11 protein-coding genes and 2 rRNA genes are annotated in these 15,646 nt (G+C 37.1%); 12 read left to right on the top strand and 1 reads right to left on the bottom strand.

The window, feature by feature from the left end; all coding sequences use genetic code 11:
- Positions 1–199: 199 nt before the first annotated feature.
- From A9G31_RS08455 to gltP, 12 genes are all read left to right on the top strand, one after another.
- A 23S ribosomal RNA gene (locus tag A9G31_RS08455) occupies positions 200–3,099 on the top strand.
- 157 nt (positions 3,100–3,256) lie between these two features.
- Positions 3,257–3,372: ribosomal RNA gene (rrf, locus tag A9G31_RS08450) — 5S ribosomal RNA — on the top strand.
- A 235-nt stretch (positions 3,373–3,607) separates the two neighbouring features.
- On the top strand, positions 3,608–4,180 hold the full coding sequence (gene rppH, locus A9G31_RS08445; protein WP_065561273.1) for an RNA pyrophosphohydrolase: 573 nt from the start codon (positions 3,608–3,610) through the stop codon (positions 4,178–4,180).
- Positions 4,177–5,046, top strand: a complete 870-nt coding sequence (lgt, locus tag A9G31_RS08440) for a prolipoprotein diacylglyceryl transferase (protein ID WP_065561272.1) — start codon at positions 4,177–4,179, stop codon at positions 5,044–5,046. Before rppH ends, lgt begins: the two co-directional genes overlap by 4 nt.
- Positions 5,043–5,837 (top strand): thymidylate synthase, encoded by a 795-nt coding sequence (thyA, locus tag A9G31_RS08435; protein ID WP_065561271.1) that lies wholly within the window; start codon positions 5,043–5,045, stop codon positions 5,835–5,837. Before lgt ends, thyA begins: the two co-directional genes overlap by 4 nt.
- 234 nt (positions 5,838–6,071) lie before the next feature.
- Positions 6,072–7,022, top strand: coding sequence for an LpxL/LpxP family Kdo(2)-lipid IV(A) lauroyl/palmitoleoyl acyltransferase (gene lpxL, locus A9G31_RS08430; protein WP_065561270.1), 951 nt, complete (start codon positions 6,072–6,074; stop codon positions 7,020–7,022).
- 47 nt (positions 7,023–7,069) lie between these two features.
- Positions 7,070–8,152, top strand: coding sequence for a 23S rRNA (cytidine(2498)-2'-O)-methyltransferase RlmM (gene rlmM / locus A9G31_RS08425; protein ID WP_065561269.1), 1,083 nt, complete (start codon positions 7,070–7,072; stop codon positions 8,150–8,152).
- A 20-nt stretch (positions 8,153–8,172) separates the two neighbouring features.
- Positions 8,173–10,020 carry a penicillin-binding protein activator gene (locus A9G31_RS08420; RefSeq protein ID WP_065561268.1) on the top strand — a complete coding sequence of 616 codons (1,848 nt, stop codon included), beginning with the start codon at positions 8,173–8,175 and terminating at the stop codon, positions 10,018–10,020.
- Positions 9,986–10,357, top strand: coding sequence for a YraN family protein (locus A9G31_RS08415; RefSeq protein ID WP_065561267.1), 372 nt, complete (start codon positions 9,986–9,988; stop codon positions 10,355–10,357). The genes A9G31_RS08420 and A9G31_RS08415 overlap by 35 nt, the downstream gene beginning before the upstream one ends.
- A gap of 16 nt (positions 10,358–10,373) precedes the next feature.
- Positions 10,374–10,952, top strand: a complete 579-nt coding sequence (locus tag A9G31_RS08410; protein ID WP_065561266.1) for an SIS domain-containing protein — start codon at positions 10,374–10,376, stop codon at positions 10,950–10,952.
- A 97-nt stretch (positions 10,953–11,049) separates the two neighbouring features.
- Entirely contained in the window at positions 11,050–13,749 is a 2,700-nt protein-coding gene (gene gyrA, locus A9G31_RS08405; RefSeq protein ID WP_081299392.1) for a DNA topoisomerase (ATP-hydrolyzing) subunit A, read from the top strand.
- Between the two features lie 88 nt (positions 13,750–13,837).
- Positions 13,838–15,148, top strand: a complete 1,311-nt coding sequence (gene gltP, locus A9G31_RS08400) for a glutamate/aspartate:proton symporter GltP (RefSeq protein ID WP_065561274.1) — start codon at positions 13,838–13,840, stop codon at positions 15,146–15,148.
- Positions 15,149–15,240: 92 nt separating this feature from the next.
- On the opposite strand, the gene A9G31_RS08395 is transcribed toward gltP, so the two are convergent.
- Positions 15,241–15,645 carry a VOC family protein gene (locus tag A9G31_RS08395; RefSeq protein ID WP_065561265.1) on the bottom strand — a complete coding sequence of 135 codons (405 nt, stop codon included), beginning with the start codon at positions 15,643–15,645 and terminating at the stop codon, positions 15,241–15,243.
- Position 15,646 lies beyond the last annotated feature (1 nt).

Genomic DNA, 15,646 nt, shown 5'->3' with positions numbered 1-15,646 from the left:
TTTAAGTGAATAGAAAGATAAAGCTCTTTAACAATTAGGAACAAGCTGAAAGAAACGAGTTCTCGTTTTTACGAAAGGCTTTTGATTATAGATTGAGTTAAAGTTTATTGAACTTTAATTGAATAATTTATAAATAAAAAGAGAATAAGTAAGAAAGAGAAGAAAGCGTAATTTAAACCAAGACAACTGTGAGTTGTAAGGTTAAGAAATTAAGCGTACACGGTGGATGCCTAGGCAATCAGAGGCGAAGAAGGACGTGTTAATCTGCGAAAAGCGACGGTAAGCTGATAAAAAGCGCAATAGCCGTCGATGTCCGAATGGGGAAACCCAGTGTAGGAAACTACACTATCATCTAATGAATTCATAGTTAGATGAGGCGAACCGGGAGAACTGAAACATCTAAGTACCCCGAGGAAAAGAAATCAACCGAGATTCCCTGAGTAGCGGCGAGCGAAAGGGGAGGAGCCCAAGCGGGTAGCATAAAGTATTAGTGGAAGCGTCTGGAAAGTCGCACGATAGAGGGTGAAAGTCCCGTACACGAAGGTACGTTATGTGGAAGCTTATAGAGTAGGGCGGGACACGTGATATCCTGTCTGAAGAGGGGGGGACCATCCTCCAAGGCTAAATACTCCTGATTGACCGATAGTGAACCAGTACCGTGAGGGAAAGGCGAAAAGAACCCCGGGAGGGGAGTGAAATAGACCCTGAAACCGTGTACGTACAATCAGTGGGAGCTGTTACCGTTGGGTAATAGTGACTGCGTACCTTTTGTATAATGGGTCAGCGACTTATATTCTGTAGCGAGGTTAACCGAATAGGGGAGCCGAAGGGAAACCGAGTATTAACTGTGCGTTAAGTTGCAGGGTATAGACCCGAAACCCGGTGATCTAGCCATGGGCAGGTTGAAGGTTGGTTAACACTAACTGGAGGACCGAACCGACTAATGTTGAAAAATTAGCGGATGACCTGTGGCTGGGGGTGAAAGGCCAATCAAACCGGGAGATAGCTGGTTCTCCCCGAAAGCTATTTAGGTAGCGCCTCATGAATGACTGTTGGGGGTAGAGCACTGTTTCGGCTAGGGGGCCATCCCGGCTTACCAACCCGATGCAAACTCCGAATACTGACAAGTTGAATCATGGGAGACACACGGCGGGTGCTAACGTTCGTCGTGAAGAGGGAAACAACCCAGACCGCCAGCTAAGGTCCCAAAGTCATAGTTAAGTGGGAAACGAAGTGGGAAGGCTTAGACAGCTAGGATGTTGGCTTAGAAGCAGCCATCATTTAAAGAAAGCGTAATAGCTCACTAGTCGAGTCGGCCTGCGCGGAAGATGTAACGGGGCTAAAACTATGCACCGAAGCTGCGGCAGTGCACGTAAGTGTATTGGGTAGGGGAGCGTTCTGTAAGCCGTAGAAGGTGTGTTGTGAGGCATGCTGGAGGTATCAGAAGTGCGAATGCTGACATAAGTAACGATAAAGCGGGTGAAAAGCCCGCTCGCCGGAAGACCAAGGGTTCCTGTCCAACGTTAATCGGGGCAGGGTGAGTCGACCCCTAAGGAGAGGCCGAAGGGCGTATCTGATGGGAAACGGGTTAATATTCCCGTACTGGCTATAACTGCGATGGGGTGACGAAGAAGGCTAGGTTTACCACCTATTGGATGGTGGGTTAAGCGTGTAGGGGTGTGATTAGGCAAATCCGGTCACTGAAACTCTGAGGCGTGATGACGAGCTGCTAAGGCAGTGAAGTAATTGATGCCCTGCTTCCAGGAAAATCCTCTAAGCTTCAGGTTATAGTTAATCGTACCCGAAACCGACACAGGTGGTCAGGTAGAGAATACTAAGGCGCTTGAGAGAACTCGGGTGAAGGAACTAGGCAAAATGGTGCCGTAACTTCGGGAGAAGGCACGCTGATGTGTAATTGAAATCCCATGCGGACGTAGGTGAAATCAGTCGAAGATACCAGCTGGCTGCAACTGTTTAATAAAAACACAGCACTGTGCAAACACGAAAGTGGACGTATACGGTGTGACGCCTGCCCGGTGCTGGAAGGTTAATTGATGGGGTTATGCTTATGCAGAAGCTCCTGATCGAAGCCCCAGTAAACGGCGGCCGTAACTATAACGGTCCTAAGGTAGCGAAATTCCTTGTCGGGTAAGTTCCGACCTGCACGAATGGCGTAATGATGGCCAGGCTGTCTCCACCCGAGACTCAGTGAAATTGAAATTGCCGTGAAGATGCGGTGTACCCGTGGCAAGACGGAAAGACCCCGTGAACCTTTACTATAGCTTGACAGTGAACATTGAGCCTTAATGTGTAGGATAGGTGGGAGGCAAAGAAGCATGCACGCCAGTGTGAGTGGAGTCGACCTTGAAATACCACCCTTTAATGTTTGATGTTCTAACCTATACTTCTGAATCGAGGTAAGGGACACTGTCTGGTGGGTAGTTTGACTGGGGCGGTCTCCTCCCAAAGAGTAACGGAGGAGCACGAAGGTTAGCTAATCCTGGTCGGACATCAGGAGGTTAGTGCAATGGCAAAAGCTAGCTTGACTGCGAGAGTGACGGCTCGAGCAGGTACGAAAGTAGGTCATAGTGATCCGGTGGTTCTGAATGGAAGGGCCATCGCTCAACGGATAAAAGGTACTCCGGGGATAACAGGCTGATACCGCCCAAGAGTTCATATCGACGGCGGTGTTTGGCACCTCGATGTCGGCTCATCACATCCTGGGGCTGAAGTAGGTCCCAAGGGTACGGCTGTTCGCCGTTTAAAGTGGTACGCGAGCTGGGTTTAGAACGTCGTGAGACAGTTCGGTCCCTATCTGCCATGGGCGTAGGAAAATTGAGAGGGTTTGCTTCTAGTACGAGAGGACCGAAGTGAACGCACCGCTGGTGTACGGGTTGTGATGCCAATTGCATTGCCCGGTAGCTACGTGCGGAATAGATAAGTGCTGAAAGCATCTAAGCACGAAACTAGCCTCGAGATGAGTTTTCCCTGAAGAGATTCAGTAAGGTCCGTTTGAGACTAAGACGTAGATAGGTCAGGTGTGTAAGTGTAGTGATACATTGAGCTAACTGATACTAATGAACCGAGAGTCTTAACCTTACAACTCGGAGTTGTTTTGGTTTACGCAGAAGTTATTGCTAGATGAGGAAATCATCGAAAAGAGAATAGAGATAGAAAAAACAGTTTGTTCCGAATTGAGTGATTGTTGTTGATATGAGATAATGGACAGCGATAAAGAAAGAGAGTACAGGATATGTCTGGCGGTAATAGCGCGGTGGTCCCACCTGACCCCATGCCGAACTCAGAAGTGAAACGCCGTAGTGCCGATGGTAGTGTGGGTATTACCCATGTGAGAGTAGGGTGCCGCCAGACTTTTAAATATAGAGAGAGCCCAGCAGTAGTGCTGGGCTTTTTTGCTTTTTGGAATAGTTAAATTTCATTTTGATTATTGATAATTAGGATTAATTAGCTGGTAATTAATGATTAATGAGTGTAAAAAATAATCAAAGAAAGAAGGTATTTACCACATTGCTATTATTTTCTATTTATTTCTTGCTGTATGTATGAAACAATTCAGCTATACAAGGATAATTTTTTGAGGTAGTCAGTGATCGATAATGATGGCTACCGTCCAAATGTAGGAATAGTTATTTGTAACAGATATGGTCAAGTACTTTGGGCTCGTCGGTACGGGCAAAATTCTTGGCAATTTCCTCAGGGCGGAATAAAACAAAACGAAACGCCTGAGCAGGCAATGTTTCGTGAATTATACGAAGAAGTTGGTTTATTATCAAAAGATGTAAAGATTTTATCTGTTACTAATGGTTGGTTACGATACAAGTTACCTAAAAGGATGATCCGTTGGGAACATCAGCCAGTTTGTATTGGGCAAAAACAAAAGTGGTTTTTATTAGAATTAATATCAGATGCATCGGTAATTAATCTCAATACATCTTTAACTCCTGAATTTGACGATTGGAAATGGGTTAGTTATTGGTATCCGATCCGACAGGTGATTGCATTTAAACGCGATGTTTATAGAAAGGCAATGAAAGAATTTTCTTTACCTGTGTTCGCTATGCAGTCTGAAATAGAGACATCAATAACTAATATTTCTAAAAAGAAACGATTTAATTTCTTTGCTAATAAACGGAAAAACAAAAAGCGTAATAAAAAATGAATCAATATTTACAATTCCCTAATTTCGATCCAATAGCCTTTTCCATTGGTCCGATATCACTTCATTGGTATGGGGCAATGTATTTATTTGGAGTGCTGGGTGCACTTTATTTGGCTAAGCGCCGTGCAAATAAACCAAATAGCCAATGGACGTCACAACAAGTTGAAAATTTATTATTTTGGGGTTTTTTAGGTCTTTTTGTAGGGGGGCGTTTAGGCTATGTCTTCTTCTATAATTTAAATGCTTTTATCAAAGATCCTGTAATTCTATTTAAAGTCTGGGAAGGCGGTATGTCTTTTCATGGTGGTTTAATTGGTGCGATTTGCGTTATTGCCCTTTTTGCAAAGGGAACAAAGAAAACTTTTATGCAAGTAGGTGACTTTGTTGCTCCTCTTGTTCCCATTGGTTTGATGTTTGGGCGATTTGGTAATTTTATTAATGGAGAACTTTGGGGAAGAGTAACTGATTCATCGATTGGTATGTTATTTCCAACATCATCACATGCCGATTTTATGTTTGTTCAGTCTCATCCTGAGTGGTTTTCACTTTATTCCCAATTAAATGGTATTTTACCGAGGCATCCTTCACAACTTTATGAAATGGTGTTTGAGGGAATAGTACTGTTTATTATTTTAAATATTTTTATTCGAAAACCAAAACCTACTGGCTCTGTATCTGGCCTATTTTTATTTTGCTATGGTTTATTTAGATTTGTTATAGAATTTTTTAGACAACCAGATGAGCAGTTAGGCTTATTTTTAAATATTATCAGTATGGGACAAATATTATGTCTACCAATGATTATTGGTGGTATTTTAATTATTTTATTTGCGTATAGATTTAATAATAAGGCAAAAACACAATGAAACAATATTTAGCGTTAATGCGAAAAATTTTAGATGAAGGTACACCTAAGTCAGACCGAACGGGCACTGGAACGCTATCTATTTTTGGGCATCAAATGCGATTTAATTTACAAGAAGGTTTTCCTCTTGTCACGACTAAAAAGTGTCATTTACGTTCAATTATTCATGAATTGCTTTGGTTTTTGAAGGGAGATACAAATGTTAAGTATCTTCAAGATAATAAGGTAACTATTTGGAATGAATGGGCTGATGAAAATGGTGATTTAGGTCCTGTTTATGGCAAACAATGGCGGGCATGGGGAGCGGCTGATGGTCGTCAAATAGATCAGATTTCACAGTTAATTGATCAAATTAAAAATGATCCTGACTCTAGACGTATGATTGTTTCTGCTTGGAATGTTGGAGAATTAGATCAAATGGCATTAGCACCATGTCATGCTTTTTTCCAATTTTATGTCGCAAATGGCAAACTTTCTTGTCAACTTTATCAACGTTCTTGTGATGTATTTTTAGGATTGCCATTTAATATAGCTAGCTATTCTTTGTTAGTCCACATGATTGCACAGCAATGTGAATTACAAGTAGGTGATTTTGTGTGGACTGGTGGTGATACTCATCTTTATTCTAATCATATGGAACAAGCACATTTGCAATTAGACCGTGAACCAAGAGCATTGCCAAAATTAGTTATTAAACGTAAACCTCCAACAATTTTTGATTATAAATTTGAGGATTTCGAAATTGTTGGTTATGAACCGTATCCAGCGATCAAAGCGCCTGTTGCTGTTTGATTTTTTGTTAAAAAGTTTCCGGTAACTATGTGTTTAAGTATAAAAAATAGATAATTTTAAGAATGGATCATAGCTAATGGTTTTACTACGATCTACTTTAAATATAAATTGATAACTAATATTGTTACAGAATAATAATATAACGCCTTAGGCCTTGTTTGTTTTTATGCTCCCGAAAAACAAGATATAGTATATAATAACCAACTGTATTATTAATAATAATCTGATCTTAATATGAGTCAAAATCAAGAAATTCGTCCTATTTTTACTAAAAGTTTATTACACCCTCGTTATTGGTTAACGTGGTTTGGTATTGGTATTTTATATTTAATCGTTTTATTACCATATCCAATTATTTTTCAATTGGGAAAAGGGTTAGGATTGCTTTCGATGAAATTAATCGGCAAACGTAAAGAAACGGCTAGGCAAAATCTAAAACTCTGTTTTCCTGAAAAAATACAATCTGAACGTGATCAGATGTTGCGTGAAAATTTTATTTCAACGGGTTTAGCAATTTTTGAAACCGGTATGGCATGGTTCTGGTCTGATAAACGGCTTGCTAAAAAAGTTTCTATTGTTGACGATTTTCATATCACAAAAGTTCAACAATCAGGTCAAGGTGTTTTGCTCATTGGTATTCATTTTCTGACATTAGAATTAGGTGCACGTATCTTAGGAATGAACCATCCTGGAGTCGGAGTGTACCGTCCAAATGATAATCCTGTAATGGATTATGTTCAGCTTAAAGGGCGGCTCAAATCAAACAAATATATGTTGGATCGACATAATACTAAAGGAATGATCCGCGCACTAAAAAATGGTGAATTACTTTGGTATGCACCAGATCATGATTATGGTCCTAAAAATAGTGTATTTGCGCCTCTATTTTCAGTAAAAAAAGCTGCAACAACTGTAGGCACGCGTATATTAGTGAAATTAGCTCAGCCAGCTATTATACCATTTACTCCTAAGCGTGAGAAAGATGGTCGTTACACTGTTTATGTAACATCAGAGCTTGAGGGTTATCCAATTGATGATGATGTACTTGCGGCTACTTTTATGAACAAAGCCATTGAACAAGAAATTTTAAAAGCACCTGAACAATATATGTGGTTACATCGAAGATTTAAAACTCGCCCAAAAGGTGAAGCACCTTTATATACCGATAATGTTCAATCTGATTAATATGAATATTTTTTATAGCTTCTGTTGAAAGAGCAAAAAATTACAATATGCAAAAACTAAACAAAATTATTCTCTATTGCCGTTGTGGATTTGAAAAAGAGTGTGCTAACGAAATTACAGATAAAGCCGCTCAGAAAGAAGTATATGGCTTTGCTAAAGTTAAAGAAAACAGTGGTTATGTTGTTTTTGAATGCTATCAAGATAATGATGTACAATTATTAATAAAAAATTTAGATTTCCGAACACTAATTTTTGCACGACAAATGTTTGTAGCAGGTGATTTATTAGTTGATTTACCAACAGATGATCGTATTTCTCCAATTATTGATACATTATCTGGATGTATTGATAAAGCTGGCGATCTACGTGTTGAAGTTGCTGATACAAATGAAGGTAAAGCGCTTTCTGGCTTTTGTCGTAAATTTACCGTGCCCCTTCGTCAAGCATTAAGAAGTAAACGTATTTTATTAAAAATTGAAAATCCATCAAGACCCGTTGTCCACTTATTTTTTATCAGTAATACCAGTTGTTATGTTGGTTATTCACTGAGTCAAAATAATTCCCCTTTTTATATGGGAATTCCTAGGTTAAAATTCCCCTCTGATGCGCCAAGCCGTTCTACACTAAAATTAGAAGAAGCCTTTCATATTTTTATTCCTTATGATGAGTGGGAAGAGCGATTAAAAGGTGGTTTAAACGCTGTTGACTTGGGTGCTTGTCCTGGAGGTTGGACTTATCAACTGGTTAAAAGAAGTATGATGGTGTATGCCATTGATAATGGACCTATGGATGAAAAATTGATGGAAACTGGACAAGTTAAACATTATCGGGAAGATGGCTTTAAATTTATACCTAAAAAGCATAATATCTATTGGTTGGTTTGTGATATGGTTGAAAAACCAACTAAAGTTACAGAATTAATAGCCAAATGGTTAATTAATGGTTGGTGTAGAGAGGCTATTTTTAACCTCAAATTACCAATGAAAAAACGTTATGAAGAAGTAAAACAAAATCTATATTCGTTAACTAACGAGTTAAATAATAAAAAAATCAACGTACAAATTCAAGCAAAACAGCTTTATCATGATCGAGAAGAAATTACAGTTCATGTACAACGAATTTGGGGATAACAAAATATAAGAGAATAGGTATGAACTTGAAACGTTACTTTTATGCTATATTAATATTACCATTATTTACTTTTTTGGTATGCTGTACTTTAGGAAATTCAAAGAAATCCCTTAACTTTGATGATAATAAAAATTCTAGTTATTATCTTTCTCAAGCAGATAATAGTTCCGGAACAGTTAAAGTTAACTGGCAATTAATGGCTGTTCGCGCACTGATAAAAGAAAATAAATTTTCACAAGCAAATACATTATTATCAAACTTACCATCCAATCTTAATGATGAGCAACAAAAAGAAAAGTTATTCTCAGAGGGAGAAATTGCAGTAAAAAAAAGAAAACCATTTGATCTGAATCAATTCACTATCGAAAATTTGTCTAACTCACAACTGTATCGTTATTACATTGTTAAATTGGGTTTGGATATAAATGGTAAAGATATTAATGCTCAAGCACACGATTATCTTCAATTAGAAAAATATGTATCAGAAACCGGAAAAAGGCAATTATTGCATAATACATGGAGTTTTTTCCGTAAATTAAAATCTACTAAAATCTGTAAAATTTTAGTTAATGAAAATGAGACTACATTACAGGGTTGGGTTGATTTAGCTTATGCTTACCAAAATGCGAGTAAAGCACCTGTTCCACAAGATGATGATACACCAGAAATTATTGCCGCAAAATCTGAAAATAAAAAACAGTTATTAAAGCAGGCTATCAACAATTGGGCTACACAATATCCAGATCATCCAGCAAAAGAGGTTATCCCAATATTAACTGGAGAACAAACACTTTCTGTTGATGCTAATGCAAAAAAGGTTGCATTATTGTTACCATTAAATAGCTCTTCACGTATATTTGGTGAAACTATTCGTCAAGGTTATATGGATGGAATAAAGTTTTTTCCACAAGAACCTCAACAAAATGTGATTGTTCTTGATACAACTAGTGCGCCAATGGATACTTTAATTCAGCAAGCAAAGGAACAGAATGTTGAGTTAATTGTAGGTCCTTTATTAAAAAAAGAAGTTGTTGAATTAAAAGAACTAGCGCCAGCTATTCCCGTTTTAGCCTTGAATAAGGTTGATAACTCTACTGCGTCTGCAAATAAGATGTGTTATTTTGCTTTATCCCCTGAAGATGAAGCAAAAGATGCGGCAGACCATATTTATTCTCAAAATAAAATAAAACCATTACTGTTAGTCCCACAAAATGATTTGGGTAAACGCGTTGCACAAAGTTTTGCTGCACAGTGGTCGCAATTGTCAGCAAATAGTTCACAAGCTTACGTACAATACTTTGGTAATACTAAAACATTAAGTGCCAATATGAATCGTAACGTAGGTATTAGTCTTACTGGAAATCCTATTTCGATAGATGGAACACTATCAGCAGGAATGGTATCAGCTGGATTTGATGCTATTTATGTTTATTCTTCATATGATGAATTGACGTTGATAAAACCAATGCTTGATATGGGTGCAAATAAAACTATTGGAAATTCGTCTGCAGTTACACTTTATTCAAGTTCAAAAAGTCATGTAGCTAATGCCTCTAATGATTTCAGTTATGATATGAATAAAACTGAATATGCAGATATTCCTATGATTATAAATCAAGCAGATAAAGTAAATACAAAAATACCTAGTAATATTCAGAAAGATTATTCTTTAATGCGTTTGTATGCAATGGGCATTGATGCGTGGAGACTAACAAATCGTTTTAATCAACTTAATTCATATCAACCTAATTTTTTAGATGGTATGACAGGTAAATTATCGACAAGTGATCAATGCGAAGTGACACGTGCACTCTCCTGGCAGCAATATATTTATGGCGAAGATAAATCCGATTCAAAAAGCGAATAAAAAACAAATTGGCGAGCATTATGAAAATATAGCTCGCCAGTATTTACTTAGGCAAGGGCTTAAATTTCTTGCACATAATAGCCAATTTCGCTTTGGTGAACTCGATTTAATTATGCTTGATAATACATGTCTTGTTTTTATTGAAGTACGTTATCGAAAAAATGCTAACTTTGGTGATGCTGAGATGACTATTACACTAAATAAACAGAATAAAATTAGACAGGCAGCCCAACAATGGATGATAGCGCAAAATTTAAATATCGAAGATACAGAGTTTAGATTTGATGTTTTTGCTATTACAGGTAACAGTCAAAAATGGATTATCAATGCATTTTAATTTTTAGGTGAAAAGCGTGCAAGATTTAATTAAAAATTATTTTACTGAAAGTATTCAAACTCAAATCGTGATGGCAGAATCACTTGGTTATTCTATTGAAAAGGCCGCAAATATTATTGTCGATAGTTTACTTAATGGCAATAAAATTATGAGTTGTGGTAATGGTCCATCCGCAGCTAATGTACAAAGCTTTACTTCACGTTTAATCACCAGCATTAATATTGAAAGACCAAGTATTCCTGCAATGGCTTTAGTATCAGACAATGTTTTATTGAGTGCTATAGCTAATCACGAGGAAATTTATGCTCGTCAAATTCAAGCATTAGGACAACAAAGTGATGTTTTAATTATAGCAACTTGCCAAGGGAATAGCCGATCTATTATTCGTGCTGTTCAAGAAGCGGTAATTAAAGATATGAAAATTGTCGCATTAACTGCTTTTGATGGTGGTGAAGTTATTGGCTTATTAGGCCAGAATGATATTGAAATTAGAATTCCGTCTTATAAAAAAGTAATGGCATACGAAATGCATGTCATGATTTTAAATTGCTTATGCCAATTAATCGAGAATAGGCTATTTATTCACAGTAAATAAGCTGAAATAAAGAAGGTTTAATTCTGCATTAATAGCGATTTTATGCTATAATTATGAACTATTTTGATGACTTAAATTAATAAGAGTACATGGTGTTATGACCGAACTAGCCAAAGAAATAACCCCCGTTAATATAGAAGATGAATTAAAATCCTCTTATCTTGACTATGCAATGTCTGTTATTGTTGGGCGAGCCTTACCTGATGTCCGTGACGGATTAAAGCCTGTTCATCGACGCGTTTTATTTGCTATGCATGAAGCGGGATATGATTGGAATAAGCCTTATAGGAAGTCTGCTCGTGTTGTTGGTGATGTAATTGGTAAATATCATCCACATGGCGATTCAGCAGTTTATGATACAATTGTACGTATGGCTCAACCATTCTCATTACGTTATATGTTGGTTGATGGTCAAGGTAACTTCGGTTCTGTTGATGGCGATTCAGCTGCTGCGATGCGTTATACTGAAATTCGTATGCAAAAGTTTGCGGGAGCATTATTAACTGATTTAGATAAAGAGACAGTTGATTTTTCACCTAATTACGATGGTTCAGAAATGATCCCTGATGTGCTACCAACACGAATTCCTAACTTATTGATTAATGGCGCGTCAGGGATTGCTGTTGGTATGGCCACTAACATTCCTCCTCACAATCTCTCTGAAGTTATCAATGGTTGCTTGGCTTTTATCGAAGACGAAAATATTTCAGTCGATGGTTTAATGGAGTATATCCATGGGCCAGATTTTCCAACAGCAGCATTAATTAATGGTCGAAAAGGTATCGAAAACGCGTATCGCACAGGTCGTGGTATTATCTATATTCGCTCTAAAGCTACCATAGAAGTTGATGATCATAGTGGACGTGAAACCATTATTGTTAATGAGATACCGTATCAGGTTAATAAGAAAAAACTGATCGAAAAAATTGCAGAATTAGTTAAAGATAAAAAAATAGAAGGTATTTCGGCATTACGCGATGAATCAGATAAAGACGGTATGCGTATAGTTATTGAAATCAAACGCGATGCTGTTGGTGAAGTTGTATTAAATAACCTTTTCTCTTTGACTCAATTGCAAGTTTCATTTGGTATCAATATGGTGGCTTTACATAAAGGCCAACCAAAACTCCTAAATTTACGCGAAATGATTGAAGCGTTTGTGCTTCATCGACGCGAAGTTGTAACCCGTCGAACCATTTATGAACTACGCAAAGCCCGCGAACGAGCTCATGTATTAGAAGGTTTAGCAATCGCACTTGCCAATATTGATCCTATCATTGAGCTTATTCGTGCTGCTGCAACACCTAGTGAAGCAAAAACTAAATTATTGAGCCAAGCCTGGCAACTTGGAAATGTTGCTGCCATGCTAGAAAAAGCTGGTAATGATGCAGCTAGACCAGAAGATTTAGCACCAGAGTTTGGTATTCATGATGGACATTATTATTTATCAGAAGCACAGGCTCAAGCGATTTTAGATCTCCGCTTACACCGCTTAACCGGCCTTGAACATGAAAAAATTCTTGATGAATACAAAGAATTATTGGTTCAAATTGGTGAGTTATTGCATATTTTAGCTAGCTCAGAACGTTTAATGGAAGTGATTCGTGAAGAATTAGAAAGCGTTCGAGACCAATTCCAAGATGCTAGACGAACAGAAATTACAGCGAGCAGTGCAGATATTAATATTGAAGATCTTATTGCTCAAGAAGATGTGGTCGTTACTCTTTCCCATCAAGGTTATGTAAAATATCAACCACTTTCAGATTATGAAGCTCAACGTCGTGGTGGTAAAGGTAAATCAGCCACTAAAATTAAAGAAGAAGACTTTGTCGAAAAACTATTAGTTGCCAATACCCATGATACGATTCTTTGCTTCTCAAGCCGTGGTCGATTATATTGGATGAAAGTTTACCAATTGCCTGAAGCCAGCCGTGGTTCTCGAGGTCGTCCAATTATTAATTTGTTACCTCTTGAAGAAAACGAACGAATCACTGCAATTTTACCTGTTCGAGAATTTGATGATGAACATTGTGTATTTATGGCTACAGCACAAGGTACAGTTAAGAAAACATCTTTAATTGAATTTAGTCGTCCACGAAGTGGCGGTATTATTGCGATTAATTTACGCGATGATGATGAATTAATCGGCGTCGATTTAACTAGCAATGATCCTTCAGCTATTGTTGATGATGAAGAACTTTATGATGATGCTATTGTTGAAGAGATTGACTCAGAAGATGACAACCTGATTGGTGAAATCTCAACGACTGAAGATATTATGTTATTCTCTGCTAATGGTAAAGTTGTTCGCTTCCCAGCTAATAAAGTTCGTTGTATGGGTAGAACGGCCGCAGGTGTACGTGGCATAAAACTTGATAGTGATGATAAAGTGGTTTCGTTAATTGTACCTAGAGATAGTGGTGCAATTTTAACTGCAACTCAAAATGGATATGGTAAACGCACACAGCAAGAACTATACCCAACCAAATCAAGGGCAACTAAAGGTGTTATTTCTATCAAAGTTAGTGAGCGAAATGGTACTGTTGTTGGCGCAGTTCAAGTTGATGAAACCGATCAAATCATGCTAATCACAGATGCAGGAACACTTGTTCGTACTCGTGTTTCAGAGGTAAGTATTGTTGGTCGTAACACTCAAGGTGTCATGCTTATTCGAACAGCTGACAACGAAAAAGTTGTGGGATTACAACGAATAGCCGAAACAGAAGATGACGCAAGTGAATCGGAAGCATCGGAAAATAATGAACGGCACGATTCACTTCAAGTGTCCGAGGATTAATTATTTAATAATCTAAAAGGATTAGTTTTGCTAATCCTTTTTTATTTTCAAGAACCGTGAAAAGGAATAGTATTAAATGTCATTTTTAATAAAAAAAATATTAACAAATCTTGCATGGCAAATTTTGATTGCTTTGATTCTAGGAATTGCCGTAGGTGCTTATTTATTTGAGCTCTCTGCTACAAGCCACCCTTTACATTCATATTATCAATTTTCAATAGTAAATATATTTCAACCTGCAGGCGATATCTTCATTCGATTAATTAAAATGATTGTGCTGCCAATTATACTTAGTACTCTAACTTTAGGTATTGCAGGTCTTGGTGGCTCAAAACGGTTAGGAACTTTAGGTTTTAAAACAATTCTCTATTTTGAAATTATTACAACTATTGCCATTTTATTAGGTCTTTGTTGGGGAAATATTTTTTCACCTGGCTTGGGAATTGACTCCTCAACACTTGCAACGACTGACATTAGTAAGTATACCCAAGCAGCTGAAGAATTAAGCGGTAAACCTCATGGTTTAATTGTTATGATACTAGATATGATTCCAGCTAATATCTTTAAAGCTATGACGGACGGTGCTGTTTTACCTGTAATTTTCTTTTGTGTCTTTTTTGGTCTAGGTTTAATGTCTTTGCCAGATAAACAACGTGAACCTTTTCTTTTATTTTTAAAAGTAATTTCAGATACTATGTTTAAAGTAACTAATATGATAATGCGTTATGCACCTATTGGTGTATTTGCACTTATCACGGTAACGGTTGCTAAATATGGATTTGAATCTTTACTTCCACTACTTAAATTAATTTTAACCGTCTATTCGGCAATGATTATTTTTACGTTAGTGGTATTAGGACTGGTTTGTAAAATTTGCAAATTTAATATTTTTACATTATTAAAAATCTTGAAAGAAGAATTAGTGATTGCATTTTCAACCGCAAGTTCTGAAACTGCATTGCCTAAAATAATTGAAAAGATGGAGGCTTATGGAGCACCAAAATCGATAACTAGTTTTGTTATTCCTACAGGCTATTCATTTAATCTTGATGGTTCAACACTCTATCAAAGTATTACTGTTATCTTTTTAGCGCAGTTATTCCACATAGATTTAACTATTTTAGACCAAATTATTATTGTCATCACCTTAATGATTGCATCCAAAGGGATTGCAGGTGTACCTGGTGCTTCAATTCTTGTTTTATCGGCAACCCTAGGTAGTGTTGGTATTCCTCTTGAAGGAATTGGTTATATTATGGGGGTTGAACGTATTTTAGATATGGGCAGAACGGTAGTTAATGTGGTTGGTAACGCACTAGCAGCAATTGTTATTGCGCGTTGGGAACATGCTTTTGATGACAAAAAAGCAAGAGCTTATGAACAACAATTTTTGAAATGATGAAATAATTATGTGGATTAATTTATCCAAAAAAACTACCTGTTTATCAGGTAGTTTTACGCAAAGTATATCTATTTAATTCTTGATAAGAATCAGAAATATTTTGTCATATCAAATTCAACTCTTTCACCATCGGGACCACTAATCAGAAAGAAATCGACTTCGCAATGATCTCTTTTTTCATAATTAGGTCCTTCATTAATTACATAACCCAGTTGTTTAATTTTTTTAAGAGCCTTTTCTATATCACTCACTTCTAAAGCAATATGTTCAATACCATAATGATCCACATTGGTGGATATTATGTTTGGTAATTGATATAGCTCTAAAATAAGTTTTGATGATGTTAAAAATTTAACTTTTATCTCGCCATTCTCCATTTTTTTAGAAAACTCTTCAGTTACTTTAAATCCTAGTGTTTGATAAAAATATGAAGACCTATTAATATCCTTAACTCTTAAACCAAGATGAGCAACACCTATAATTAGATTATTCATA

It is taken from the genome of Gilliamella sp. Gris1-4 (assembly GCF_001690335.1).
Classification (GTDB): domain Bacteria; phylum Pseudomonadota; class Gammaproteobacteria; order Enterobacterales; family Orbaceae; genus Gilliamella; species Gilliamella apicola_P.
Note: the sequence above shows the minus strand (reverse complement) of the source record. Positions and strands in the feature narration are given on the sequence as shown.